At 70.7% G+C, this 23843-nt stretch carries 25 protein-coding genes; 14 read left to right on the forward strand and 11 right to left on the reverse strand.

The window, feature by feature from the left end; translation table 11 throughout:
* A partial coding sequence (locus G3I19_RS19355) for an MFS transporter (RefSeq protein ID WP_164264906.1) occupies window positions 1-1348 on the reverse strand: 1348 nt, incomplete at its 3' end.
* Between the two features lie 35 nt (window positions 1349-1383).
* Window positions 1384-2046: a class I SAM-dependent methyltransferase gene (locus G3I19_RS19360; protein WP_164264907.1), complete on the reverse strand. Its 663-nt coding sequence runs from the start codon at window positions 2044-2046 to the stop codon at window positions 1384-1386.
* A 70-nt stretch (window positions 2047-2116) separates the two neighbouring features.
* Between G3I19_RS19360 and G3I19_RS19365 the strand changes: the two genes are divergently transcribed.
* Window positions 2117-2776 carry a TetR/AcrR family transcriptional regulator gene (locus tag G3I19_RS19365; protein WP_164264908.1) on the forward strand — a complete coding sequence of 220 codons (660 nt, stop codon included), beginning with the start codon at window positions 2117-2119 and terminating at the stop codon, window positions 2774-2776.
* A gap of 150 nt (window positions 2777-2926) precedes the next feature.
* On the opposite strand, the gene G3I19_RS19370 is transcribed toward G3I19_RS19365, so the two are convergent.
* Window positions 2927-4066 (reverse strand): NAD(P)/FAD-dependent oxidoreductase, encoded by a 1140-nt coding sequence (locus G3I19_RS19370; protein WP_164264909.1) that lies wholly within the window; start codon window positions 4064-4066, stop codon window positions 2927-2929.
* 188 nt (window positions 4067-4254) lie between these two features.
* On the opposite strand from G3I19_RS19370, the gene G3I19_RS19375 reads away from it, so the two are divergent.
* From G3I19_RS19375 to lepB, 3 genes are all read left to right on the forward strand, one after another.
* Window positions 4255-4725: a Zn-ribbon domain-containing OB-fold protein gene (locus G3I19_RS19375; RefSeq protein ID WP_164264910.1), complete on the forward strand. Its 471-nt coding sequence runs from the start codon at window positions 4255-4257 to the stop codon at window positions 4723-4725.
* Between the two features lie 204 nt (window positions 4726-4929).
* The gene (locus G3I19_RS19380; RefSeq protein ID WP_239074556.1) at window positions 4930-5547 is read left to right on the forward strand and encodes a GNAT family N-acetyltransferase; all 618 of its coding nucleotides are present in this window, start codon (window positions 4930-4932) and stop codon (window positions 5545-5547) included.
* A gap of 48 nt (window positions 5548-5595) precedes the next feature.
* On the forward strand, window positions 5596-6276 hold the full coding sequence (lepB, locus tag G3I19_RS19385) for a signal peptidase I (protein WP_164264911.1): 681 nt from the start codon (window positions 5596-5598) through the stop codon (window positions 6274-6276).
* On the opposite strand, the gene G3I19_RS19390 is transcribed toward lepB, so the two are convergent.
* Together G3I19_RS19390 and G3I19_RS19395 are read right to left on the reverse strand one after the other, a co-directional pair.
* Window positions 6225-6908, reverse strand: coding sequence for a pyridoxal 5'-phosphate synthase (locus G3I19_RS19390; protein WP_239074559.1), 684 nt, complete (start codon window positions 6906-6908; stop codon window positions 6225-6227). The two genes, lepB and G3I19_RS19390, sit on opposite strands and share 52 nt — an antisense overlap.
* Window positions 6909-7017: 109 nt before the next feature.
* On the reverse strand, window positions 7018-7533 hold the full coding sequence (locus G3I19_RS19395; protein ID WP_164264913.1) for a hypothetical protein: 516 nt from the start codon (window positions 7531-7533) through the stop codon (window positions 7018-7020).
* Between the two features lie 205 nt (window positions 7534-7738).
* On the opposite strand from G3I19_RS19395, the gene G3I19_RS19400 reads away from it, so the two are divergent.
* Entirely contained in the window at window positions 7739-10147 is a 2409-nt protein-coding gene (locus G3I19_RS19400; protein WP_164264914.1) for an LPXTG cell wall anchor domain-containing protein, read from the forward strand.
* 80 nt (window positions 10148-10227) lie between these two features.
* Here the strand turns inward: G3I19_RS19400 and G3I19_RS19405 are convergent, their stop codons facing one another.
* Window positions 10228-10635, reverse strand: coding sequence for a hypothetical protein (locus tag G3I19_RS19405; RefSeq protein WP_164264915.1), 408 nt, complete (start codon window positions 10633-10635; stop codon window positions 10228-10230).
* 84 nt (window positions 10636-10719) lie between these two features.
* Between G3I19_RS19405 and G3I19_RS19410 the strand changes: the two genes are divergently transcribed.
* Window positions 10720-11559 (forward strand): helix-turn-helix transcriptional regulator, encoded by an 840-nt coding sequence (locus G3I19_RS19410; protein ID WP_164264916.1) that lies wholly within the window; start codon window positions 10720-10722, stop codon window positions 11557-11559.
* Entirely contained in the window at window positions 11556-11795 is a 240-nt protein-coding gene (locus G3I19_RS19415; protein ID WP_164264917.1) for a DUF397 domain-containing protein, read from the forward strand. Before G3I19_RS19410 ends, G3I19_RS19415 begins: the two co-directional genes overlap by 4 nt.
* 142 nt (window positions 11796-11937) lie before the next feature.
* Here the strand turns inward: G3I19_RS19415 and G3I19_RS19420 are convergent, their stop codons facing one another.
* Entirely contained in the window at window positions 11938-12606 is a 669-nt protein-coding gene (locus G3I19_RS19420; RefSeq protein ID WP_164264918.1) for an SGNH/GDSL hydrolase family protein, read from the reverse strand.
* A gap of 745 nt (window positions 12607-13351) precedes the next feature.
* On the opposite strand from G3I19_RS19420, the gene G3I19_RS19425 reads away from it, so the two are divergent.
* The 5 genes from G3I19_RS19425 (at window position 13352) to G3I19_RS19445 (ending at window position 18542) form a co-directional block, all read left to right on the forward strand.
* A complete protein-coding gene (locus G3I19_RS19425) occupies window positions 13352-14494 on the forward strand; it encodes a sugar ABC transporter substrate-binding protein (RefSeq protein ID WP_164264919.1) in 1143 nt (380 codons plus the stop codon).
* The gene (locus tag G3I19_RS19430) at window positions 14494-15492 is read left to right on the forward strand and encodes a sugar ABC transporter permease (RefSeq protein WP_164264920.1); all 999 of its coding nucleotides are present in this window, start codon (window positions 14494-14496) and stop codon (window positions 15490-15492) included. The genes G3I19_RS19425 and G3I19_RS19430 overlap by 1 nt, the downstream gene beginning before the upstream one ends.
* Window positions 15485-16354 (forward strand): carbohydrate ABC transporter permease, encoded by an 870-nt coding sequence (locus tag G3I19_RS19435; RefSeq protein ID WP_164264921.1) that lies wholly within the window; start codon window positions 15485-15487, stop codon window positions 16352-16354. Before G3I19_RS19430 ends, G3I19_RS19435 begins: the two co-directional genes overlap by 8 nt.
* Before the next feature lie 130 nt (window positions 16355-16484).
* Window positions 16485-17624, forward strand: a complete 1140-nt coding sequence (locus tag G3I19_RS19440; RefSeq protein WP_164264922.1) for a DUF1611 domain-containing protein — start codon at window positions 16485-16487, stop codon at window positions 17622-17624.
* A gap of 69 nt (window positions 17625-17693) precedes the next feature.
* Window positions 17694-18542, forward strand: coding sequence for an SMP-30/gluconolactonase/LRE family protein (locus G3I19_RS19445; RefSeq protein WP_164264923.1), 849 nt, complete (start codon window positions 17694-17696; stop codon window positions 18540-18542).
* 39 nt (window positions 18543-18581) lie between these two features.
* Here the strand turns inward: G3I19_RS19445 and G3I19_RS19450 are convergent, their stop codons facing one another.
* From G3I19_RS19450 to G3I19_RS19460, 3 genes are read right to left on the reverse strand one after another with little or no spacing between them, the layout of a single operon-like run.
* Window positions 18582-19844 (reverse strand): collagen-like protein, encoded by a 1263-nt coding sequence (locus G3I19_RS19450; RefSeq protein ID WP_164264924.1) that lies wholly within the window; start codon window positions 19842-19844, stop codon window positions 18582-18584.
* Window positions 19841-20431 carry a toxin gene (locus tag G3I19_RS19455; RefSeq protein WP_343235147.1) on the reverse strand — a complete coding sequence of 197 codons (591 nt, stop codon included), beginning with the start codon at window positions 20429-20431 and terminating at the stop codon, window positions 19841-19843. The genes G3I19_RS19450 and G3I19_RS19455 overlap by 4 nt, the downstream gene beginning before the upstream one ends.
* An 8-nt stretch (window positions 20432-20439) precedes the next feature.
* Window positions 20440-20877, reverse strand: a complete 438-nt coding sequence (locus G3I19_RS19460; protein WP_164264925.1) for a helix-turn-helix transcriptional regulator — start codon at window positions 20875-20877, stop codon at window positions 20440-20442.
* Window positions 20878-21182: 305 nt separating this feature from the next.
* On the opposite strand from G3I19_RS19460, the gene G3I19_RS19465 reads away from it, so the two are divergent.
* Window positions 21183-22124, forward strand: coding sequence for a class I SAM-dependent methyltransferase (locus G3I19_RS19465; protein ID WP_164264926.1), 942 nt, complete (start codon window positions 21183-21185; stop codon window positions 22122-22124).
* A 30-nt stretch (window positions 22125-22154) separates the two neighbouring features.
* Here G3I19_RS19465 and G3I19_RS19470 read toward each other — a convergent pair whose 3' ends face one another.
* Window positions 22155-23345: an acetyl-CoA acetyltransferase gene (locus G3I19_RS19470; RefSeq protein WP_164264927.1), complete on the reverse strand. Its 1191-nt coding sequence runs from the start codon at window positions 23343-23345 to the stop codon at window positions 22155-22157.
* A 125-nt stretch (window positions 23346-23470) separates the two neighbouring features.
* Between G3I19_RS19470 and G3I19_RS19475 the strand changes: the two genes are divergently transcribed.
* Window positions 23471-23843 (forward strand): acyl-CoA dehydrogenase family protein (locus tag G3I19_RS19475; RefSeq protein ID WP_164264928.1); only part of this gene is annotated, 373 nt, incomplete at its 3' end.

The raw sequence follows: 23843 nt of genomic DNA on the forward strand, positions 1-23843 counted from the left end.
GGCCGCGCAGGGCGTGCAGACCGGCCGCCGCGGTGCCGACGCACAGGGCGGTGGCGCTGAAGCCCAGCGACGCGTGGACGCCGATGGCGGCGCCCAGCAGCCCGACGGTGAAACCGCTGCCCGCGCGCAGCCCGTTGGCGGACATGCCGTACACGCCGAGGACCCGGCCGCGGTCGGCGGCGGGGGCGATGAGCTGGACGACGGTCTGGCCGATCGACATCGAGGCCAGGTTGGCGACACCGCCGACGAGCAGCAGCGCGAGGGCCAGGGGGTAGCTGCTGGTGAGGGCGAAGAACAGGCTGGTCACGCCGTAGATGGCGGTACTGATGACGGCGGCGGGTACATGGGGTTTGACCCACCCGGTGGCTTCCAGGACGATGCCGCCGACGACCCCGCCCGCGCCGTTGGCGAACAGCAGCACCCCGTACGCGGTTCCTGCGCTGCCCGCACCGAGGTCATGGGCGAAGATCGGCATCGAGGACTGGAGCGACGAGCCGACGAAGAACGAGCCGAGACCGCCCAGGACGATCATGCTGACCAGGGTGCGGTTGGCGCCGATCTCCCGCAGGACGCGCAGCGACTCCAGGACCCCCACGCGTGGTCGGGCGTGGTGGTCGCGGGTGTGGCCGGTGAACTTGGTGCGGAAGAGGAAGAGCGTCAGCGGTATGTAGAAGGCGACATTGGCGAAAATGCCCGCCGTGGGGCCGAGTCCCAGCAGCAGCGCGGAGCCGATCACCGGGCCGAAGAGGACGCCGAGGCTGCGGAAGGTGGCGTTCAGCCGTACGGCGCTGGGCAGTTCGGCCGGGCCGACGAAGTCGTGCAGCATCAGCTGCTCACCGGGGCCCCACAGCGATCCGGCCAGACCGTGCAGGACGAGCAGGACGCACGCCTCCCACATGTGCAGCGAGTCGGTGAGGAACAGGACTCCCCAGGTCACGGAGACGGCCATGAACAGGCACTGCGCGGCCTGGATGATGCGGCGGCAGTCGTAACGGTCGGCCAGGGAGCCGAACCACATCGAGAGCAGCAGGAACGGCACCCAGTGGCTGATGACCTGGAAACCGGTCAGGGCGGGGGAGTGGAATGTCTGCCACAACACCCAGTAGGTGATGACGTGTTCGATGTTGTCGGCCATCATCGCCAGGGCCGCGCCGAAGAGGTACGGGCGGCAGTCGCGGTTGCGCAGCGCGGCGAACTTCGGGGCCGGGGCGCCGGGACCGCCCGAGCCGCTGGGGCCGCCGGCCGGGGCGGGCTGTGCCCCGGCGGCCGGGGTCGCGGGCTGTGCCTCGGTGGGCAGGGCCGCGTCCAGGTCGGCCAGGTGGGTGGGTACGCCGCAGGCGGCACACATCCTCGGTCTTCTCCTTCTCGTTGCTCGGGTGGCGCTCAGAGCCGGCAGCTGATCTCCATGCCGTCCTCGACGGGAAAGGTCACGCTCTGATAGCCGTTCGCCGGTGTACGTACGTACTCCAGGTACGGAAGCAGGCTGCCCAGATTCACGTCGTCGGCCACCACGAGTGTGCCGGGCGCCAGCTGCGGTTCGAGCAGGCGCAGCACCGGCAGGCAGAGATCCTTCCAGCCGTCGAGCAGGACGAGGTCCGCGGGTGCGTCGAGATTGCCGAGGGTCTGCAGTGCGTCCCCCTCCAGCACGGTGATCACATCGTCGAGGCCGGCTTCGGCGAACGTACGGCGGGCCGCGGCGACCTTGGCCTTGCTCAGCTCCGTGGTGATGACGCGCCCGGCGCCGTTGTCCCGGACGGCGGCGGCCAGGTGCAGTGTGGAGATGCCGAAGGACATGCCGAACTCCACGACGGTGGCCGGGCGGACTGCCCGCACCAGGCTGTAGAGCAGCTGACCCCCTGCCGCGGAGATCGGCATGTAGATCTCCGCGGCGGCGTCGGCGAGCTCCTGCGGTGTCTTCGGTTCGGCGGCCCGGGGGTGCTCGGCCCGCGTGCGGGCCTCGGTGGCGTCGTCGCGCTCGGCGTTGGCGAACATCCGGCTGAGTGTGGTCTCGACCCGGGGGTCGGCAAGCGTGTGGGTGAAGGTCATGGGCCTAGAGTAGACGCACCGTTGCGTTCAGTCTAGAGCGGCTGACTATCCTTGTGCGTGAGGAGGCACCATGGGAGCTGAGGCAGGAACCACCCGGGCGGGAACGGCCGGGGAAGGGGCGGCCGGGGAAGGAACCGCCGGAGCGCCGGGCCGCCGTCACCACGGCAACCGGCACGGACGCAGCGAGATCGCCCGGCACGCGGTGCTCGAGGCGGCCGACGACCTGCTCGCCGAGAAGGGTTTCGCGGGCGTCACGATGGAGGGCATCGCGACGCGGGCCGGGGTCGCCAAGCAGACCATCTACCGCTGGTGGAGCACCAAGACCGATGTCCTGATGGACGCCTTCCTGCAGGACGTGACCGAGGAGCCGCCCCCGTCCGACCACGGCGATGTCGCGCGCGACCTGCGGGATCATCTGGAGCGGCTGGGCCGTTTCCTCGGCGATTCCGATCCCGGGGCCGTCTTCAGGGCGCTCATGGCCCAGACCCAGCACGACCCGGCGTTCGCCGCGGACTTCCGGGCCAGGTACCTCGACGAGCAGCGCCGCCGGGACCGTGCGCCGCTCGAACGTGCCGTGGCGCGGGGGGAACTGCCCGCGGATTTCGACGTGGCGGCCGAGACCGACCAGATCGTGGGGCCGCTCTACTACCGGGTCCTGGTGACGGGCGAGCCCGTCGGACCTGAGTTCACCGGCCGGCTCGTCGATTCCTTCCTGCGCCGCCTGAAGTGACCTTCTCCGCCTGAAGTGACTTTCTCCGCCTGGGGTGACCTGCGCCGCCCGGGCTGGGGTGACCTGTGCCGCCCGGGTTTCCTGCGCCGCCCCGGAGTGACCCTGCCGTCGGGGCTGAGGCTGCCGGGTGTCGCGCCGGTGGCAGGGGCCTCACTGCCGGAGGACGGCCGCCGCGATCTTGCGGGCGTCGATCGCCAGCTCGCGGAACATGCCGCTGATCGGGTTGGTGAACCCCGTGAAGTACAGCCCGGGGGCCTGCGCGGGGGAGCGGCCGCCGTGCACCACGGGCCTGCCGCGCCCGTCCAGTACGTCCAGATGTCCCACCAGCGGTTCGAGGTCACGGCGGTAGCCCGTCGCCGCGATCACCGCGTCCGGTGCGATCCGGGTGCCGTCGGCCAGGACGACCTTGCCGTCGTCGAAGGAGTCCACGGCCGCGACCGGTTCGACCCGGGCGGTGCGGACCGCGTCGATCAGCCCCACGTCGTGTACGGGGATCGCGCCCTCGCGCACCCGGGTGTAAAGGCCCGTACCGGGGCGCGGCAGACCCTGCGTGGAGAGGTCGGGCACGGAGATCCGGCAGAGCGTCTCGGCCGCCCGGTCCACCAGCCGGGTCGGCAGCCTGCGGACGAGGATTCCGGTGCGCTGGGCGGGCCAGCCGGCCGTGGAGCGCCGGACGATGTGCGGGACGGTGCGGATGGCCAGCCGTACCCGCCCCGCGCCGCCCGCGGCCAGGTCGACGGCGATCTCGGCGCCGGTGTTCCCGGCCCCGACGACGAGGACGTCCCGGCCCGCGTACGGCGCTGCGTTGCGGTACTCGCCCGCGTGCACCAGGTCCCCGCGGAAGGTCTCGGCGCCGGTCCAGCCGGGCAGCCTGGGCGTGTGGTTGTACCCGGTGGCCACGACCACCGCACTGCCGGTCAGCTCCCGGCCGCCGGTCGCGTGCAGCAGCCAGCGGGAGTCGTCGGCGCGGGCGATCCGGGTGACCTCGACCCCGGTGACGATCTCCAGGCCGTGGTAGTCCGCGTACTTCTCCAGATACCGCACGACGTTGTCCCGCGACACCCAGCGCCCGAAGGAGCGCGGCATCGGCAGTCCAGGCAGCCCCGAGAGCCGGCGGGTGGTGTGCAGGTGCAGACGGTCGTAGTGGCGCCGCCAGGAGGCGCCGACGTCGTTGGACTTCTCCAGGATGACGGCCCGCACGCCCCGCCCGCGCAGCACGGCGGCAGCGGCCAGTCCGCCCGGCCCGGCCCCGATGACGTAGACGGGGTGGTCGTCCTTCGTGTCGTCCATGGAACAGAGCGTAGTGACGTGGGTGCTTGATAGGTCGCGGTCAACCGGAGAAGCGATTGCGAATTGATCACGCGTGCACACCTCTTGCGCACAAGGGCCTCCATCCGTTGAACTGACGTACTGTCAGAAAGCTACCGCGGGCGACACGGACAGACCTGGTCACCCGCCCCCGCGATCGGACTCCCCACATGACGAAGCCCACTTCCGCCCCCGCGCCCACTTCCGCCCCCGCTCCGGCATCCGCGTCCGCGGCCGCGCGCTTCGACCTGCCGGAACCGGACGCCTTCACCGCGCCCTACTGGTCGGCCGCCGCTGAGGGCCGGCTGCTCATCAGGCGCTGCGGGGCGTGCGGCAGGCCGCACCACTACCCCCGCGAGTTCTGCCCGCACTGCTGGAGCGAGGACGTGGCCTGGGAGCAGGCGAGTGGCCGGGCCACGCTCTACACCTGGTCGGTGGTGCACCGGAACGACCTGCCGCCCTTCGGTGAGCGCGTCCCGTACGTGGCCGCCGTGGTGGATCTGGCGGAGGGCCCGCGCCTGATGACCGAGGTCGTCGAGTGCCCGGCGGATGATCTCCGGATCGGGATGGAGCTGGGCGTCACGTTCCGCGAACTGACGCCTGGGGTCAGCGTGCCGGTGTTCCGGGCCGACGCCGCCTGAGGTCTGTCGGGCCGGTCGCTTCTCTTCCCGGTGCCGCCAGTTCGGGCCCCGTTCGACCCGTACGGCGTGCGCGGTCCGCCATCGGAGGGGACGGGCCGGGCGCAGGCCGTCCCGCTGTGCGGGTGTGCGGGGTCGCCCTGCGGCACTGTCGCCCGCGGGTGCCCCCCGCCCGCCTCCCCCACCCCCCGCGTGTTGAATAGCCGCATGACCGATATGGGGAGTCAGCCGGAGGTGGACGGCTTCGGGCTGGTCTTGCGGGCCTGGGGCGCCGACGAGGCCGATGTGCTGCTGCGCGGTTTCACCGACCCCGAATTCCTGCGCTGGAACACCCCGCTGGGCCCCGTCACCGACCTGGCCGGCGCCCGTACCGCGATCGCCAACCGCCGTGCGGGCTGGCTGCGTGGCGAGCTCGCGCAGTACGCCGTCACCGAGGGCGGCGTGGTCGTCGGCAGCGTCGGGCTCTCCGGCATCGACCCTTACATGTGCCGGGCGTCGGTCGGCTACTGGGTGCTGCCCGAAGCCCGGGGCCGTGGCATCGCGGGCCGCGCTCTGGAACTCTGCACCCGCTGGGCCTTCGAGCAGGCGGGCATCCACCGCATCGAGCTGGGCCATGCCGTGGACCACACCGCCTCCTGCCGGGTCGCGGAGCGCTGCGGTTACGCGTACGAGGGCACCCGGCGCGACGGGATGCACCGCGCCCAGCGGCCCGGTACCTACCGCGACGCGCATCTGCACGCCCGCCTGGCCACGGACTCGTATCCGGACCCGTACCCGTACCCGTATCCGAACCCGAACCCCGGCCGGCCCGCGCCCGGCGGGTAACGATCGGCGGGGTCCGTACGCAGGAACAGATGACGAAGGGGGTCCGGTATGCGTGATGGGCGTGGACTGACGGTCACTGGGTGGGTATTGGGCGGTCTGGGCGTTGTGCTGCTGGCCGTCGCCGCCCTCTGGGGGTTCCGTGGGTACGAGTCGGTCAGCGTGACCAGCGACTCGATGCTCCCGGCGTACGCCAAGGGCGACCGGGTGGCCATCGAGAAGAGCAACGGCGGCGGCCTGCACCACGGTGAGGTGGTCCTCTACCGCACCCCGGACCGCTTCGACGGCGCCGACGTCCTCCAGCGCGTCATCGCACTCGGCGGCGACCACCTCGTCTTCGACGGGACGCAGCTGGTCCTGAACGGCGAACCGCTGGACGAGCCGTACCTCAAGGACGGTGTCGAGGGCGCATCGGACGCGTACGACGTCCTCGTGCCGCACGGCCGGATGTTCACCCTCGACGACAACCGCGCCGACTCGCAGGACTCCCGGCAGTTCCTGGCCGACCAGTCCGGCACCCTGCCGGTGTGGGCCGTCCGGGGCCGGATCATCGCCAACCCGGCGATGACACTGCTGCTCACCGTGAGTCTCCTCGCCGGTACGCTGTTCGCCCTGGCGGGCGCCGGATTCGGCTTCGCGGGCCGCACCGTGCGCCGCCGGCGGCTGGCCGCGCTCACCCCTTACGGCCAGAGCAGCTCGCGTGCCCAGTCCCGGCTCTCCGTACGCCGGTAGCGCAGCCGGACATGGCGCCGGCGCGCGTCGCCCTGGAAGAACTCGACCTCGACCGGGTCCAGTACATACCGCGTCCAGCTCGGCACCGGCGTCTCCGGATCGGCCTGGGCCCGCTCCCAGGCGTCCGCCGACGCGCGCTCCAGCTCGGCCGTCGACCCCAGTACGCCGCTCATCCGCCCGGTGAGCGCGGCGGCCAGCGCGCCCGTCGAGCGGCCGTGCAGATCGGCCTGGCTCTCCGCCGCGGGCGCGGCCGTCACCGGCCCGCGCACCCGGACCTGTCTGGCCTGCGCCGCCCAGTAGAAACCGAGCGCGGCCACCGGACGCGCCGCCAGCTGGCGGCCCTTGGCGCTCCCGGAGTGCGAGGCGAAGTGCCAGCCGCGCGCGTCGGCGCCGTGCAGCATCAGCGTCCGTACGTCGGGGCGGCCGTCCGCGTCGGCGGTGGCGAGCGTCATGGTGTGCGGCTCGGGCTGCCCGGCGGCCGCCGCGGAGCGCAGCCACTCCCGGAAGAGGGGGAGGGGCGCGCCGGGGGCGGTGTCCGGGTCGAACCCGGGCAGCTCGGGCAGGTCCCAGACCCGCAGGGTGTGCAGGAAGTCCGTGAAGGCGGCGTCGTCGTCAGCGGCGGTGGGATTCATGCACGTCATTGTGGGCCCGGCGGATCGCCCTCTACGTCCGACGCCCCCGCCTCGGTCCCGGCGCCCGCGCCCCGCGCCTCGGTCTCGGCGCCCGCGCCCTGCCCCCGCCTCAGTCCTCCCCGAGCCACTCCCGGAAGTGCTCGAACCAGTCGATGACCTCGCGCAGATGGCTGTCCTGCGCGGTGAAGAGCGCCCGGATCCTGGCGGCCGGGTCCACCACGGGTGTCGGGTTGCCGTCCTCTTCCTCCTCGCGCGCGAGCCGGTACTGCTCGGCGTCGGTCAACTCCGTACGGGGGACCGTCACCAGCGGGTACCCGCCCGCGACCGGCGGCCGCTCGGGCTCGTCCGGGTCGCAGCGCCACCGCGCCCCGCAGTGCCGCACCTGGACCTCCCCGAGGTACCAGGCAGCGACCTGGAGCAGGGTGGTGTCGCGCGCCCCGTCGGCCTCCTGCCAGGTGGTGAAGCGGGACCGGACCAGCTCTTCGAGCCGGTCCAGGGACGCGGGCGTGAAGTCCCAGCCCCCGCCGTGCTCGGCGGACCACGCGGGGAAGGCGTCCCGCCCGGCGGTCAGCCACGTGCGGAGGCGGGGGTTGTCGGCCCATTCGGGAGTGTCGATCGCATCCATGCGGACAGAGCCTACGAGCGTCCGGAATTCCCGTTGTAACGATCCTGTGTGCAAAGGGAGTTGACCGCTGGCACGCCGGGGAAACTGTGCGGCGCCTGTGCGCGGAGCGGACTAGGGTCAGGGCTTCGGCGGCGCCATACATGTCAACGGGGGCCCTTGGCGCCGCGCGTACATCCACGTCCGGGCTCCCGTCGGAGAACCCACAGTGAACCGACCCATACCCGCGCAGACAACGCAGCATCCACGCGCGCACGGAAAGAACCCGGAGCGTCCCGGGCGCCGCCGTTCCCTCGCACGCACCACGCTCGCCCTGGCCACCGCCGGCGTCCTCGCCGTCGTCGGACTTCCCCAGCTGTCGGGCACCGCGTACGCCGACAAGGGCAAGCGCTGCGACGAGAAGTACGACATCAGCGGCACCGAGAACCCCGTCCAGCCGTGGGACCGGAACATCCACGTCCGTGACAAGGGGGACTGGGACTCGTACGACTACGACGCCCCGCGCCAGGCCATGGACGGTCTCACGCTGAAGGGCACGGAGGCGGAGCAGCGGGCCTTCCTCGAAGGGCTCAAGCCCTACAAGGAGTACGACCCCAACACGCCCAACCGTGTCTACGCGCAGTACCGCGACTACATGGTGAAGAAGTCCTGGAAGGACACCCGTTACGGCAGCTTCGAGAAGTGGCTGTCGGACGCGTGGATCCTGCCGAACAACAACAACAGGCGCGGGTCGTCCTTCGAGCAGAAGGCCGTCAAGGATCTCGGCCTGCTCGGCCCGGACTGGCTGTGCAACGAAGAGATCGAGGTCAAGGACAAAAACGGCAAGACGATCATGGTGAAGGACCCCAAGACCGGCAAGATGAGGCCGATGGTCCGCAAGTTCGACGCCGTGAACTACAAGCAGAACAAGTTCGTCGAGTTCAAGGCCGGTCCCGGGCGCGACACCAACCAGGACGCGGCCAACAAGGCGTTTCTTGAGGACCCGGAGCGCCGGAACGCCCGCGTCACCTACGTCAACGGCGAGTCGAAGGACTCCGCCACGACGAAGTACCTCGGCAGGCTGAGCGGCCAGGCCGGGATGGACGACCGGGGGCGCCCCCGTGTCACCGCCTATGAACACCGCTCCGAGAGCCTCCCGCAGTACAAGGCCGTCAAGGGCGTGACCAGGAGCGACCCGAACTTCGCCGCGGGCGGCAGCAACCGGGCCGCCGGTGGTGCGTCCCGTACGGTCGACCAGTCCCCGCCGACCCCGAAGGACATGGCCGACCAGCTCAGGCGCATCGGCGCGAGCGGCCCCCGGGGGACCGGGGTGCGCGGTCCCGGCGGCGTCGACTTCTCCACGCTCGACCTCGCGTACGTCGGCAAGCCCGTCAAGGGCAAGGGCCTGCCGTACGCGTTCTCCGCCAACAAGGTCCAGGACGAGTCCTCGCAGTACGGCTGGGGCGGCAAGGCCAAGGCGCAGCTCATCTCCGACAGCTTCTTCGCCTGGCTCGCGCTGACCCCCGACAAGTTCTGGGTCAACCTGAACCCGGACCAGCCCGACCGGGTCATGGACGCGACGTTCGGCAGGACCGACGCCGGACGCGTACTGCTCCAGGCCGACCTCCAGATGAAGCACGACTACGCCAGGGACATGGACCCGCGCCAGGGCCTGGGCAAGAAGTACTGGGACGCCATGCGGGCGGCCGGGCTGCCGTGCGGCACCGGGCTGCGCAACTGGATCGTGCCCCAGCAGGCCAAGGTCCGCGCCGACGACAACGGCCTCTACATCCTGGACACCCCGCTGAAGGTCAACACCCTGGAGATGAACTTCAAGACGCCGAGCCCGAACGGTGACTGCCACCTGACCAAGGAGCAGCAGAAGACGGCCGCCGACCTGGCCCGGCAGACCATCACCCCGGACATCGAGAAGAAGGTCAACACCGCACCCGAGTACGCCGATCTGCGCCGCGTCTACAGCGCGCGCGTGGCCGCCGAGTACGTGCGCCAGCAGGACGCGAAGTCGCCGTCCGAGTATCACGCGATCATCAACAGCAACAACGTGAAGCGGTGGCCGCTGCGCAGCCCCAACACGTCGTGGACGCCGAGGAAGACGTACGACGACTACGTGAAGTCCTTCACCAAGGGCGACTACAGCTACCCGTGCGAGTACGCCGGGCAGCAGAAGACCTGCGTCATGGGCGGCGTCGACTTCTCCAAGGCGCCCAAGCAGAACGTCAGCAACGTCCAGTTCCGGACGCAGCACCGTTATCTCCCCAGGTCCGCCAAGATCAGCGCACAGGCCATCTCGGACAGCGCCGAGAACGACCATCTGCTCCTGCTCGGCGGTGACGGACAGAACCGGTCCGGAGGCGGGGGCGGCGGCAGCACGCCGAGCCCGACGCCGACCCACTCCGCCCCGCCCACGGGGACGCCCAGCAGCCCGGCGTCGCACGCACCGAGCCCGCCGGCCACCCCGCCGAGCGGACACCGGCCCCCGGCCACCCCGCCGTCCAAGGGCGGCGGCGGCCTCGCCGACACCGGGACCCAGGTCATGGCCGTCGCCGGGATCGCCGTGCTGCTCCTGGCCGCCGGCGGGGCACTGGTCTGGTGGCGGAGGCGCCGCACGACCGGCTGACGCCCGGAACCGGTACTGATACCGATACGGCGCCCCGCCCGGGACCAGCTCCGGGCGGGGCGCTGTGCTGCGTACGCGCGCTACCAGGGTTCCCGGCAGAGCTGGGCCGTGATCACCATGTGCAGCAGCTCCGGATCGACGAACTTCCCCTCCACGGGCGGATCGCAGCGCCAGTGCAGCGGATACGTGTTGCCGTGCGGCGCCGGAATCCCCACGTACTGGTCCCGTGCGGCAGGCCCGAAACAGGTGGCACCCGGCGGCCAGTCGAAGTCGTACGAGGTCTCGGGCGGGATCAGGAAGTACGTCCACCGGCCCCCGGCGACTTCCCGTACGACGGGCCCCGGCGCCCCGTCCGTGAGCGTGGCGAGATGGTGCAGCACGGCCTCGCCGCGCACGCCCCGGACCCGGATGGCGTCGAAGTGAACCCCGGTGAGCCGGAGTTGGTGGCCGGAAGCCGGTACCCAATCGGGGAGATTTTCAGTCGTCATACCTCCAAGCATCGGCATGATTGCGTAGCGTGACCAGAGGAACTCGGTGCACATCGGGACGATGTGGAAAGGTGGGGTGATCTTGTGGCAGCGAGTAAGTCGAGCGACGCGAACACGGCGCAGCAGCCGTCCCCGGCGCGCAAGCATGTAGGGGACCTGATCAGGAACTTCCGGTCCCGGGCGGGGCTGACGAGACAGGACGTGGGGGACCGGCTGCTCATCTCGGAGTCGCTGGCCGGGGCGTACGAACGGGGTGAGCGCATCCCGACGTCGAGCTTCCTCAAGGATGCCGACGCGGTACTGGACGCCCGGGGCGCGCTCAAGTCGTGCATTCCGCTGATGGACGACGAGAAGTACCCGCGCACGTTCGTGGGGTGGGTGCGGCTGGAGAAGATCGCGTCCAGCATCAGCGCGTACGAGAACATGCTCTTTCCGGGGCTGTTGCAGACCGAGGAGTACGTCCAGGCGCTGTACGAGGAACGGGTTCCGCAGTTCTCCGAGGCGGAGGTCCAGAAGCATGTCGAAGCGCGACTGGAGCGCCAGGCGGTACTCAGCCGGGATCCGCTGCCGATCGTGGCGTACGTCATCGAGGAGTCGGTGCTCCAGCGGCCCATCGGCGGGAAGACGGTGCTGCGGAACCAACTGCTGCATGTGCTCAAGTGCATGCAGACGATGCACCATCTGATGGTGCAGGTGATGCCGACGGCCAGGACTGCGCATGCGGGGGTGCAAGGCCCGATCGCCTTGCTCAGTACGCCTGACGGCCGCAATTGGGCATATGAAGAAGGCCAGACCGGAGGTACGTTGATCTCGAAGCCGCAGCAGGTCAACCAACTTATCGACCGATTCGGGATGTTGCGGGCCCAGGCGCTCACGCCCTGGGAGTCGGCGGAACTGATCGAGAGGATGGCAGATCGGCTATGAGCACCGAACTGGCGTGGTTCAAGAGCAGCTACAGCGGCAACGAGGGCGGTAACTGCATCGAGGTCGCCTGTGACTGGCGCAAGTCGAGTTACAGCAACAACGAGGGCGGTAACTGCGTAGAGGTAGCAGCCCACCCCCGTGCCGTGCACCTCCGTGACTCCAAGGTTCCGGACGGCCCGACCTTCACGGTCGCCCCGGCCGCCTGGACGGCCTTCGTGGAGCAGCTGCCTGTCTGACCCTCGTCACATGCGCACCTTGTAGGGCGCCGCCACTGTGGCGGCGCCCTTCGGCGTACTCGGGGTCACATGATGTGGCACCCGGGTTGGGCCGGCGCCGGCGGGCGCGTTGCGACGAGGCGCGGGCGATCGCGAGGACCGGTCATGCGACCAGGCGCAGCCAGGCCGCCGCGAGTGCGGTGTGACCGGCCGGCGTCGGGTGTACGCCGTCCGCGGCCCAGTGCTCCGGCCCGGTCGTCGCGGTGAGCTCGGCGAACATACCGTCGGCGTCGAGCAGATGCGCGCCGTACTTGCGGGCGAGCTTGCGCACGACTTGGATCTTCGGGTCCAGGTCGGTGCGCCATTCCTTCCGTTCTTCATCTCCGATGAGCGCGTATCCGGCACCGGCCTCGACGACGCCGTGGATCGGCAGGAGGAACGGTTCGATGAGGATCAGGTCCGTACCTGTCTCGGCGAGGGGCGCGAGCAGACGGTCATAACCCGCTTCGAACTCCTCCACGGTGATCACGTACCCCTTAGGGTCCAGCGTGTGCCAGCCCATGTCGTTGACCCCGACAAGGATCGACACCACGTCCGGGCGCGCGTCGAGTACGTCGGTCTGCCAGCGGGCTTCGAGGTCCATCACCTTGTGGCCGCCAACCCCGGTGTTCAGCCAGGTCACGGGGCGGTCCGGGTGCCGGAATCCCCATTCGCCCGCAATGCGCAGCGGGTAGCCGAACCCGAGGCCGTCTTCGCTGTCCAGCCGTTGGCAGTCGGTGATCGAATCGCCGGTGAACATCACGGTGCTTCCCGGTCGGACGGTGATCGTCATGTGCGCTCCTGGGACTCGGGTGAGGAGAGGAAGGCGGGAACCCACAGTCGTATGGGCACCCGCCAGGTCCTCTCGAAAGGTGCCAGCCCCCACCGACATGGGACCGACAGCCCCCGACAGTCCCCCGACATCCCGCCGACACCACGGCTCCGCTGCCCGATCACCCCTGGTCGAACCGCCGCGCTGATCGCCCGCTGACCCCGTCGTACGGTGCTGCCCGCCGACGGCGATGTCCCCTTCGAGGCGCCCTTCGTTCCTGCTCGACCCTCAAAATTACCTGCGAGCACAATCAGGACTTTTCGGTCACCTGATGGTGTCCTTTACCCACTCCGGAGGTGGTCAATCCCGTTGCGTGGTAGCCGTGTTGTGGCATCGGAGGGGGGCGGGTGAAGGGGTGCCCGGAGGTGTTCCGGAGGGGTTTTCGATGGCCTCGAATGCGTAAAGATGCTTGGAAGAGCCATTGACCCATCAACTTTGAGCAAATAGCGTCCGAACATCCGGTTGTGGGGCGACGTCCCCCACGAGACGACCTCCGTCGGCTCCACGGCTCTCCCGTGTGGCGAGACGGGAGCTCCACCCCCCAGGAAGGTTCCGCGTGCGTAGACGTTCCCTCCTCACAGCGGCCGCCGCCACGCTAGCGGCGGCCCCGCTCGCGACCGGCTGTAGTTCCACCTCGTCATCGGCTTCCTCGGGTGGCGGCTCCCGGCGCGGGCGTATCACCTACGGCGTCTGGGACATCTACCAGATGCCCGCCATGCAACGGGCGGCCCGGGAGTTCGAGCGCACCCGGCCGGGGGTGAAAGTCGACGTCCAGCTCACCCCGAACGGGACATACTGGACCAAACTGCGCACCGCGTGTACCGGCGGCTCCGCTCCCGACGTCTTCTGGATGAACGGCCCGAACTTCGGCCTCTACGCCGATGCCGGGCAGCTTCTCCCCCTGGAGACCAGCGGCTCCGACGCCGTACTGCACCCGTCCGACTTCCCGTCCGACCTGATCTCGCTCTACCGCTGGAAGGGCACCCAGTACGGCGCCCCGAAGGACTTCGACACGGTTGCCCTCTGGTTCAACAAGGAGATCTTCGACCGGGCCAAGGTCGACTATCCGGACTCCTCCTGGACCTGGCAGGACCTGATCTCCAACGCCCAGCGGCTCACCGACCGCAAGCGCGGGATCTACGGCGTCGGAGCTCCGGCCCGCGCGCAGGAGAACTACTACAACTCGATACCGCAGGCCGGCGGCTGGGTCATCTCCAAGGACAGGACGCACTCGGGCTACTCCGACGAGCAGACCCGGGACGGCCTGCAGTTCTGGGTCGACCTGATCCACCGCTACCGCGCCGCGCCGTCGCTCCAGCAGATGACCGACACCGACCCCACCCAGATGTTCCAGTCCGGGACGCTGGCCATGACGTACGAGTGCTCGTACAACGCGGCGACCTTCTACGCCGACCCCGAGCTGCGCGCCAAGGTCGACGTGGCGCCGATGCCCAGGGGCCGCCACCGCGCCACCGTCCTGCACGGCCTGGCCAACGTCGTCTACGCCCGCACCGCGCACCCCGAGCTGGCCAAGGAGTTCGTCCAGTTCCTCGGCACTGAGCAGGCATCGCTGCTCCAGGGCAAGTACGGCACGGCCATCCCCGCCCGTAACGGCACGGCCGAACCATGGGCCGCCGGGATGCCCAAGTTCGACCTCCAGGTGCATCTGGACGCGCTCGACTACTCGGTGCCGTACCCCATCTCCACCAACACCGCCGCCTGGTCGCACAAGGAACAGATGTGGCTCTCCAGGGCCTGGAGCGGGGACGAGAGTCTCAAGGGCGCCACCAGCTCCCTGACCGACGCGATGAACCAGCTGCTCGCGCAGGAGAGGAAGGGCCGGTCCTGATGAGTGTCGATGTGCGTGCGGAAACCGCCGTACCGGCGAAACGCACCAGCCAGGACCACCTGGACCGCCTGGACCAGCGGGAACTGCGCCGCCGCGAGCGTCGCTTCCAGCACCGGGACAAGTGGTGGGGCTACGCGCTGATCGCCCCGGCCGGGCTCGGCCTCGCGGTCTTCTATCTGTGGCCCGTGGTGCAGACGGTGTACTACAGCTTCACGGAGTGGGGCGCGTTCGGCGGGACCAGCTGGATCGGTCTCTCCAACTACCGGACCCTTGTGCACGACCCGGAGTTCTGGCAGTCGCTCGGCAACACCGGCATCTACACCGGTCTTGTGCTGCTCGGCATCCCGCTGTCGATGGTGCTGGCGGTGCTGCTGAACCTCAAGGGGCTGACGGGCACCGGCATCTACCGCACCTTCTACTTCCTGCCGGTGGTCACGATGCCCGCCGCGGTCGCGGTGGTCTGGCGCTGGCTCTACAACGGCGACTCCGGCATCCTCAATCACGCGCTGTCCGCGATCGGCATCGACGGCACCTACTGGGTCTCGGACCCGCACACCATCCGCATCGCGGTCGCCGTCGTCGGTGTGTGGATGACCGTCGGCTACAACATGATCCTGCTGCTCGCCGGTCTCCAGTCCATCCCCGGCGACTACTACGAGGCGGCGTCGCTCGACGGCGCCGGGCGGATCCGGCAGTTCTTCTCGGTCACGCTGCCGCTGCTGAGCCCGACGCTGTTCTTCACCACCGTGCTGTCGATCATCCAGTCCCTGCAGGTCTTCGACCTGGTGTATCTGATCCTCGGCGCCAACACGACGAGCGCACTGCAGAACCCGGCCTACAGCGAGGGCCAGACCGTCGTGATGCTCTTCTTCCAGAAGGCGTTCTACGACAACCAGCGCGGCTACGGGGCGGCGATCGTCTGTGTGCTGTTCGTCCTGATCATGGCGCTGACCGCCGTCCAGTTCCGGTTGCAGAAGAGGTGGGTCCACTATGCGTGAGGCGACGCGGGACACCGGGCGCTCCGTACGTGCCCAGAACAGAAGCCGTCAGGGCAGGCTCTGGCCCGCCCACGTCCTGCTCGCGCTGGGCGCGGTGGTCACCGTCTTCCCGCTGCTGTGGGAGGTGCTGACCTCCTTCAAGAGCTTCGGCGAGTCCGTACAGGTACCGCCGACGATCCTGCCCTCGCACTGGGACTGGTCGAACTACTCGAAGGTCTTCGACGCGGTGCCGCTCGGGCGGCAGTTCGTGAACACGGCCGTGATGGCGATCCTGCGGACCGGGGCTCAGCTGCTGCTGTGCTCGATGGCGGCGTACGCCTTCGCGCGGATCCGCTTCCCCGGGCGCGGGGTGATCTTCCTGGGCTTCCTGGCGGTGCTGATGGTGCCGGGGCAGCTGTTCCTGCTGCCGCAGTACCAGATCATGCAGGACCTGGGCTGGCTGGACTCGATGCAGGCGCTGGTGATCCCGGGGATGTTCTCGGCCTTCGGCACGTTCCTGCTGCGGCAGTTCTTCATGGGCCTGCCCGAGGAGTTGGAGGAGGCGGCCCGGCTGGACGGCGCCAACCCCTTCACGGTCTTCTGGCGCGTGGCCCTGCCCCTGGCCAGGCCGGGTCTGCTGGCGCTGGGCGTGCTCACGTTCCTGTGGTCGTGGAACGACCTGATGTGGCCCCTGATCGTCAACACGGACCCGGCGAAGATGCCGCTGTCGGCGGGCCTCGCCACGCTCCAGGGCGCGCACCTGACCGAGTACCCGGTGCTGATGGCCGGGTCGTTGCTCGCGACGCTGCCGGTGATCGTGGTGTTCGTGGCGATGCAGCGGCAGTTCATCCAGGGCATCGCGTTCTCGGGGATGAAGGGCTGAGCGGAGGCGGGCCGTTCCGGGTGGGCCGTTCCAGGTGGGCCGGGCCGGGGCCGGGTCGGGGCAGGGGCGCATCGCTGCGCTCCGGCCCCTCCTCCGGCTTCTGCCGGACCGGCCGGTAGCCTCGGGTCCCATGCTGGCGGAAGAGTTCTCACGGCTGCCCCTGCGGGCGGTGCTGTTCGCGGACGGGGTTCTCGCTCACCCCGAGGGCAAGACCGCGCAGGGGGTGCTGCGGCACAGCACGGTGCTGGAGACCGTCGCCGTTGTCGACCGCTCCCACGGGGCGCGGACCACCGCAGGCGCCGTGCCAGGGACGGACGTTCCGGTCGTGTCGAGCGTCGAACAGGCGCTGGCCTACGCCCCGGACGCGTTTGTCGTCGCGATGACGGAGTCCGACCACGGAGAGACGGCGGACGGCGCCTTCCGGCACGTACCGCTGCCCTCCGGCGATCTGCCCGCCTTCTGGTGGGACCAGCTGCGCGCGGCGGCCGGGGCCGGGCTGCACATCCTGTCCTGTCTGCACCTCCAGCTCGCCGGCACCGAGCTGCGGGAGCAGATGGCGGACGGCCGCCGGATCGTCGACATCCGGCGCCCCCACCCCCATCTGCCCAAGTACTCGGGCCGGTCGGGCAGGACCCGGGCATCCGTGGTGCACGTCGCGGGCAGCGACTGTGTCGTGGGCAAGCGCACGGCCGCCCTCGAAATCCAGCGCGCCGCACGGGCTCGCGGGGTGAACACCGGATACGTGGGCACAGGGCAGACCTGCCAGCTCGTCGGCTGCACGACGGGCGCGATCATCGACCGTGCCCCGGTGTTCCAGGCGGCCGGTCTGGTCGAGCACCTCGTGCTGGCCGCCGACCCGCACCACGACCTGCTCATCACCAAGGGCCAGGCATCCGTCCTCCATCCCGCCTTCGGCGGCCTGGCCACCTCGATACTCCAGGGCTCCCGGCCCGACGCCGTCGTCTTCGTGCACGATCCGCGCCGCCGGACGCGCTACCACTGGGAACACCTGCCGGTGGCGGCCCCTGAGCGGGAGATCCCCCTGCTGGAGGAGCTGGGCGGGGCCCCTGTGGTCGCTGTCGTCACCCGGGGCCGGGAGAACGTACGGGCTCTCGGCGGCCTGGGGCTTCCGGTCGTCGACGTCCTGGACGGTGGTGCCGACACCGTGATCGACGCGGTGGATGCCGCGCTGGCCGAGCGGTCGATGTTCACGGGGCCGGCGGACCGGACGGCGCCGCACGCCGGACCGCATGCCGGGCCGCACCTCTGACCGAAGCGGGCCCGGGGGCGATCCCCGTCCGTGCACTTCCGCCACTGCGTCGTCCCGTAAGGAGCCTCCATGCCCACCCCCCAGGTCGCGCTGGCCGCGCGCGCGTCGTTCGCCGAGTGCCCCGCGTGGGATGCCGTGGAGGGCACTCTGCTCTGGGTCGACATGAACGCCTGTGCCGTCCACCGCTTCGATCCCGCCCGGGGGCCCGTCGCGACGTGGACGTTCGACCAGCCGGTGGCGGCGGCACGCCCCCGTGCGGGCGGCGGCCTGGTGCTCAGCCTGCGCGACGGGATCGCCGTCACCGAGGCGGACGACGCCTCCCTGCGGTGGCTGGTGGACTGGTCGGACCGCGGTGTACGGGGCAACGACACCGGGATCGACGCGGCGGGACGCCTGTGGGCCGGGACCATCGCGGGCGAGTCGGCCCCGGGCCGGCTGTCCCGGGTGTCCCCGGACGGGACGCTGGACGTGGCGGCCGACGGCGTACAGCTCAGCAACGGCATCGGCTGGAGCCCGGACGGCACCCGGATGTACTTCGTGGACACCCGCACCCGTCGTATCGACGTCTTCGACTACGACATGAGGGCCGGGCGGGCCACCGGGCGGCGCGTGTTCGTCGAGGTCGCCGATACGGCGGGGGCGCCGGACGGCCTGTGCGTGGACGCCGAAGGCGCGGTGTGGGTGGCGCTGTTCCGGGGCGGCGCGGTCCGCCGTTACACCTCCGACGGGCGCCTCGACCAGGAGATCGCCTTCCCGGTGTCGCTCACCTCGTCCTGCGCGTTCGGCGGCCCGGACCTGACCGATCTGTACGTCACATCGGCGCGGCGCGACCTGGGCGACGTCGAGCCCCTCGCCGGAAACCTGTTCGTGGTCCCGGGCGCGGGCCAGGGCCTGGCGCCTGTGCCCTTCGCGGGCTGAGCGGGTGCCCGGGCCTGGGCGGATCCGTCCCGGCTCCGGTCAGCTGTGCGTGCGGGCGTACGCGCGCGAGACCTCCGTCAGCCACGCCACGTCGGCGGAGAAGTCCTGGATGCCCGCCTCCGGTGCCGGCCTCGTTCCACCGGGTGCGCCGGGTACGCCGGGTGCGCCGGGTACGCCGGAAGGCCATGCGTCCGCTCGCGTGGACCGGGCCTCTGTTCCCGCCGATGGGCCGGTCTCCCCGGCGGGGCCCGCCGCCAGGGCCCTCGCGATCCAGGCGGCCTCCAGCTCCACGCGCCGCCCGTCGCGGGGACCTTCTGCCGCCCTGGCGGCGCCCTCCAGCGCCAGATAGCCGTCCCTGATCTCGATCACCCTGCGGTGCAGATGGAAGCGGAGATCGCGCACGGCGGCGATGTCGTGGGCGAACGGCGGCTGGAGCAGGATGCGCGGGTACGCGCGGTGCAGTGCGCACCACAGGGGCCGCAGCCTGCGGTAGTCGCGATAGGCGCGGCACCAGGCGAGGGCGGCGGAGGCGCGCGTGCCCCACAGAGGGGCCGTCCAGCCGACGATGTTGAGGACCATGCCCACGGTCAGGGCGCTGCGGGAGACCACCGCCCACTGCGCGGAGTTCCAGCCGTGCGAGGCAAGGAAGATGTCCGCGAACCGGCCCAGCGGATAGAGGAGTTCGACGACGGCTCCGGCGGCAGCGGTCCGCAGGCCGCGCCGCAGCCAGATGCCCTCGTGCTGCTGTCCGTACAGCCCGTTCTGGCGTACGTACAGCTCGCTCTGCCTGGCGAAGGCCCAGCAGGCGCGTGCCACCAGAGCCTTCCCGGTGGCCAGCGTGATGAGGTAGACGACCTGGTACGCGACGAAGAACGGCTGGTCGGCCGGGCGGTACCCGGGCCGGTCGATGAACGAGTTGTGCGGGGAGCCCTGGAGGGTGGCGCAGAGGAACAGCACGGCCATCGCCGTCGGCACACACGCCAGGACGAGCATACGGCGCAGGGCGACGGTCCGGGCGCGGGCGATCGGGTGCGTCCAGTGGACGAGCAGCACCTGCTGGCAGGCCAGGGTGGCGATCATCCACATCTGGACCGAGACGTTGTACCAGGTGACCGTGCCGAAGAGCGTGCCCGTCCAGGACTTGGGTACCGAGAGCAGCAGATACATCGCCTGGCTCCCGAAGGCGGCGCACAGAGCGATGACCGCCGGGTCGCGGCGGTAGCCGCGCAGCACCGGCATCAGCGTGCAGGCGAAAGCGACCCAGCAGGCCAACGAGCCCACGAGGTACCAGGGGTTGGTCATGTCTCGTCCCGTCGTCGCCAGTCGAGCGAGCTCTGTATGCGGCCCAGGGTGCTGTCGGGCGCGGGGGCCCGTCCGGTGGAGGCGCCGGTGGCCCGCAGCCGGGTGCCGATCAGGAAGGCCATGACCTCGGCCTCTTGTTCCTGCACATCCGAGTAGTGCTCCCGGTACAGCAGGTCGTGCACGAGAGCGGGGTCGAGATCGGGGAAGAGCAGGGCCGCGGCATCGCCGGACGTGGTGGCGTGTGCCTGGGGCGCGGTGCGGTGTCCGCAGATCAGATGGGCCAGTTCGTGGGCGATGATGTGCTCTTGGTGGTGGCGGCTGGTCTGCGTCTCGTACACGACGTAGTCGGCACCCGGCAGGGACAGTACGACGCCGCACGGGCCCGTCGCGTCCAGGTGCATCGGCACGAGACGGATGGCCCGGCCGCGTGCCCTGCCCACGTGGTCGCAGAGCAGACGCAGATCGTACGAGTGCGGCAGCGCCAGGGTCTCCAGGCGCCGCCGGCAGCCGCGGCGCAGGGCGCCGATGGCGCGCTTCTCTGTCGGTATGCCGCCTTCGTCGGCGTGGCGTCGCCAAGGGTGGAACACCGGGCCCCCTACTCCTCGCTGTCGGGCGGCTCGTGATGCCGGGGATCGTCGACGGGCCGTGCGGCGTGCAGGATGCTGACCTCGTGGATGATGCGGGCCAGGGACTTGCGGCCCGCGTCGTCCAGACTCATCGCGCGCAGGGCGATGTCACGGACCTCCGCATTGCGCATGGCGGTGGCCACGGCCAGCTGGGAGTCGACGCGTTCGGCGGTGTCGTCGTCGAAGAAGTAGGCCACCGGGACCCGGAAGAAAGCGGCGAGTGCCTCTAAGTGGCGCTTGGTCGGGTTGTCCCGCTGCCCGGTGCGCAGCTGCCAGGCGTACGTCTTGGAGAAGGTCCCGCCCGTCAACTCGCTGCATCCGCGGGCCACTTCCTCGTACGTGTACTCCCGGCCCTCCTTGCGTACCGTGGTGAAGAGCGTGTTGAGTTTTTCGGACAGTGTCGGCATCCGTATCCCTCCTCCGTGCCGGTCGGAGCCGGGCGTCGTGCGGCCGTTCATCTTAGTTGACAGTGCATTGAGGCGTCCCTAGGGTCGCATGGGCGTCAGCGGAAATGAACGGGGGGCTGTTCTTCTGTTAGCCCAGATGGGCGGGTGCGGTTCGGCCCGGTCCGATCCCAGCACCCCGCGGGCGAGGCGGGCCGTGCCCCGGCCCGTACGCCGCAGCGTGGGTCCGACCACAGGCACGGGGGTGTTGTGGTCGGACCCACGCTGCCGCTGGGGCGATGTGCGGGACTCGTGTTGAATACGGCTCCATGAGCGAGAGTGCACGTGACGCCAGCCGGACAGCGGTGCTGGTCTGCCAGGGCCGGGCTGCCGCGGACGGCAGGGCCGCTGCGGGCCGGTTCGCGGATCCGGTGGCGGCCAGGCTGTTGAGCGCCGCGGAGCGTGGGCCGGTGGACGAGGTGCGCGCGGGCACTCCGCCGCAGGGCTGGCGGGCGCGCACCACATACGAGAGTGTGCGGGCGTGCGCCGACGTGGTCGTGCCACGGACGGTCGCGATCGACGAGGCGCTGCGCGCCCGCGTGACCGGCCAGCTCGTCATCCTCGGCGCAGGTCTGGACACGCGCGCCTGGCGTCTGCCCGAACTCTCGCAGACGGATGTCTGGGAGGTCGACCATCCAGCCTCCCAGCAGGACAAACGCGCCCGCATCGCCGACGCAGTGCGGACGGAGGCCGGGGGCCCGGAGGAGGGCGATTCCGGCGGACGGGCCGGACGGACCGGGCCCGACGGGCTGCCGGCCCTGGCCCGGTCCGTACGGTTCACGCCGGTCGACTTCGCCGTCGACGACCTCGGCGCGGTGCTGGACACGGCCGGGCACGACCCCGCGGTGCCGACGACATGGCTGTGGGAGGGCGTCGTCCCGTACCTCACCCGCGACGAGGTACGCGCCACGGTGGCCGCGCTCGCCGCCCGGACGGCCCCGGGCAGCACGCTCATCGTCAACTACCAGGCGCCATCGGCGAAAGCGGCCGCTGGCCGGCTGCTGACACGCGTGCTCGGCAGCTCCCTCACGGCGGGCGAACCGTGGCGCTCCCTGTGGAAGCCGCAGCGGATGGCCGCCCTGCTCGCGGAGTACGGCCTGCGGGTGGTGTCGGACGACGACCTCCTCACCCTCACGCACACCTTCGCGGACCCGGCGGGCGGCCGGACATCGCTGCGGTCGGGCCGCGTGGCGGTCGCGGAGAGCCGCTGACGCGGGGGTGCGCGCGACGGTCTGCCGCGTTCACCCCCGCCCCAGCACCACCGTCCCCGACGAGCAGAACCAGCCGCCCGTCCCCGACGCCACCGCCAGTTCCGGCAGTCGGCCGCCCGCCTTGTGGACCTGGCGGCCGTCGCCCGCCTCGCCGCGTAGTTGTCGTACCGCCTCGACCAGCAGGAACAGGCCGCGCATCCCCGGGTGGCAGGCGGACAGGCCGCCGCCGTCGGTGTTGACCGGGAGTTCGCCGTCGCGCAGCAGCCGGCCCTTCTCCACGAACGCGCCGCCCTCGCCCTTCGCGCAGAACCCCAGGTCCTCCAGCGTCACGAGCGTCATATAGGTGAACGCGTCGTAGATCTCGGCGATGTCGATCTCCGCCGGGCGTACCCCCGCACGCTCGAAGGCCAGCCGGCCGCTGACCGCCGCCGGGGAGACCGTGAAGTCGTCCCACTCCGACATCGTCGTGTGCGAGACGTGCTCCCCGGCGCCCAGGACCCACACGGGCGCCTTCGCGCAGTCCGGTACGTACTCCTCCGCCACCAGCAGCACCGCACAGCCCCCGTCGCTGCGGATGCAGCAGTGCAGCTTGGTGAACGGGTCCGCGATCATCGGCCCGCCCAGCACCTCGTCCACGGTGACCGGGTCGCGGTACAGGGCGTCCGGGTTGTGGGCCGCGTTCGCCCGTGCCTGGACCGCCACCGACGCGAGCTGCTCCAGCGTCGTGCCGTACTCGTGCATGTGGCGGCGGGCGGCCATCGCGTACTTGGCGATCAGTGAGTGGCCGTACGGGACCTCGAACTGGAGCGGGCCGCGCGCGCCGAAGGACAGGTTCGAGGTGCGGCGCCGCGCCTTGATGTCGGCGCGGGCCGTGGAGCCGTACACCAGCAGCACCGCGTTGGCGTGGCCCGCGGCGATGGCGTCCGCCGCGTGCGCGGCCATCACCTCCCAGGTGGAGCCGCCGACGGAGGTGGAGTCCACCCAGGTGGGTTTCAGGCCCAGGTATTCGGCGACCTCCACCGGGGCGAGGGTGCCCAGGCCGGCCGAGCCGAAGCCGTCGATCACCTCGCGGCCGAGCCCCGAGTCGGCGAGCGCGCGGCGCGCGGCCTGGGCGTGCAGGGCGTACGGAGTGGCGTCGTCGACCTTGCCGCAGTCCGACAGGGCGACACCGGCGACGGCGACCCGCCGCCGCGGCCGGGCAGATATGACAGAGGATGACATGAATCTGACGGTACATCAGATCTGGTGCCGGGCAATGGCGTCGGACGTCTCCCGCACCGGCTCTGTGCATCTGGATCTGCGCGCTTTACTATGACGCGCCGTCAGATCAGGAGAGGGGCCCGCCCATGGATGCCGCCTTCACAGCAGAGCAGGACGAGATCCGCCGTACCCTGCGCGAACTGCTGACCAAACGCTGCGGCCCGGAAGCGGTGAGAGCCGCAGCGGCCACCGCGGCCGGGTACGACCAGGAGCTCTGGCGCACTCTCGCCGAGCAGCTCGGGCTGCCCGGCCTCGCGATCCCCGCCGAGTACGGGGGTGTGGGCTGCGGCCCCGCCGAGCTGGTGCTGGCCTGCGAGGAGACCGGCCGGGCGCTGCTGCCGTCCCCGCTGTTCGCGACGGCCGCGCTGGCCGCACCGCTGATCACCGCACTCGGCACGGAGGCCCAGCGCGCGGACCTGCTCCCCGCCATCGCCCGCGGGGAGCTGACCGCCACCCTGG

Origin of the sequence: Streptomyces sp. SID10853 (genome assembly GCF_010548145.1) — a bacterium.
Lineage (GTDB): Bacteria > Actinomycetota > Actinomycetes > Streptomycetales > Streptomycetaceae > Streptomyces.

Excerpts from the sequence above, each read along its gene's own strand:
- G3I19_RS19360 (WP_164264907.1), bottom strand. The coding sequence starts at position 2,046 with ATGACCTTCACCCACACGCTTGCCGACCCCCGGGTCGAGACCACACTC.
- G3I19_RS19365 (WP_164264908.1), top strand. The coding sequence starts at position 2,117 with ATGGGAGCTGAGGCAGGAACCACCCGGGCGGGAACGGCCGGGGAAGGG.
- G3I19_RS19370 (WP_164264909.1), bottom strand. The coding sequence starts at position 4,066 with ATGGACGACACGAAGGACGACCACCCCGTCTACGTCATCGGGGCCGGG.
- G3I19_RS19375 (WP_164264910.1), top strand. The coding sequence starts at position 4,255 with ATGACGAAGCCCACTTCCGCCCCCGCGCCCACTTCCGCCCCCGCTCCG.
- G3I19_RS19380 (WP_239074556.1), top strand. The coding sequence starts at position 4,930 with ATGACCGATATGGGGAGTCAGCCGGAGGTGGACGGCTTCGGGCTGGTC.
- lepB (WP_164264911.1), top strand. The coding sequence starts at position 5,596 with ATGCGTGATGGGCGTGGACTGACGGTCACTGGGTGGGTATTGGGCGGT.
- G3I19_RS19390 (WP_239074559.1), bottom strand. The coding sequence starts at position 6,908 with ATGAATCCCACCGCCGCTGACGACGACGCCGCCTTCACGGACTTCCTG.
- G3I19_RS19395 (WP_164264913.1), bottom strand. The coding sequence starts at position 7,533 with ATGGATGCGATCGACACTCCCGAATGGGCCGACAACCCCCGCCTCCGC.
- G3I19_RS19405 (WP_164264915.1), bottom strand. The coding sequence starts at position 10,635 with ATGACGACTGAAAATCTCCCCGATTGGGTACCGGCTTCCGGCCACCAA.
- G3I19_RS19415 (WP_164264917.1), top strand. The coding sequence starts at position 11,556 with ATGAGCACCGAACTGGCGTGGTTCAAGAGCAGCTACAGCGGCAACGAG.
- G3I19_RS19420 (WP_164264918.1), bottom strand. The coding sequence starts at position 12,606 with ATGACGATCACCGTCCGACCGGGAAGCACCGTGATGTTCACCGGCGAT.
- G3I19_RS19425 (WP_164264919.1), top strand. The coding sequence starts at position 13,352 with ATGCCCGCCATGCAACGGGCGGCCCGGGAGTTCGAGCGCACCCGGCCG.
- G3I19_RS19430 (WP_164264920.1), top strand. The coding sequence starts at position 14,494 with ATGAGTGTCGATGTGCGTGCGGAAACCGCCGTACCGGCGAAACGCACC.
- G3I19_RS19435 (WP_164264921.1), top strand. The coding sequence starts at position 15,485 with ATGCGTGAGGCGACGCGGGACACCGGGCGCTCCGTACGTGCCCAGAAC.
- G3I19_RS19440 (WP_164264922.1), top strand. The coding sequence starts at position 16,485 with ATGCTGGCGGAAGAGTTCTCACGGCTGCCCCTGCGGGCGGTGCTGTTC.
- G3I19_RS19445 (WP_164264923.1), top strand. The coding sequence starts at position 17,694 with ATGCCCACCCCCCAGGTCGCGCTGGCCGCGCGCGCGTCGTTCGCCGAG.
- G3I19_RS19450 (WP_164264924.1), bottom strand. The coding sequence starts at position 19,844 with ATGACCAACCCCTGGTACCTCGTGGGCTCGTTGGCCTGCTGGGTCGCT.
- G3I19_RS19460 (WP_164264925.1), bottom strand. The coding sequence starts at position 20,877 with ATGCCGACACTGTCCGAAAAACTCAACACGCTCTTCACCACGGTACGC.
- G3I19_RS19465 (WP_164264926.1), top strand. The coding sequence starts at position 21,183 with ATGAGCGAGAGTGCACGTGACGCCAGCCGGACAGCGGTGCTGGTCTGC.
- G3I19_RS19470 (WP_164264927.1), bottom strand. The coding sequence starts at position 23,345 with ATGTCATCCTCTGTCATATCTGCCCGGCCGCGGCGGCGGGTCGCCGTC.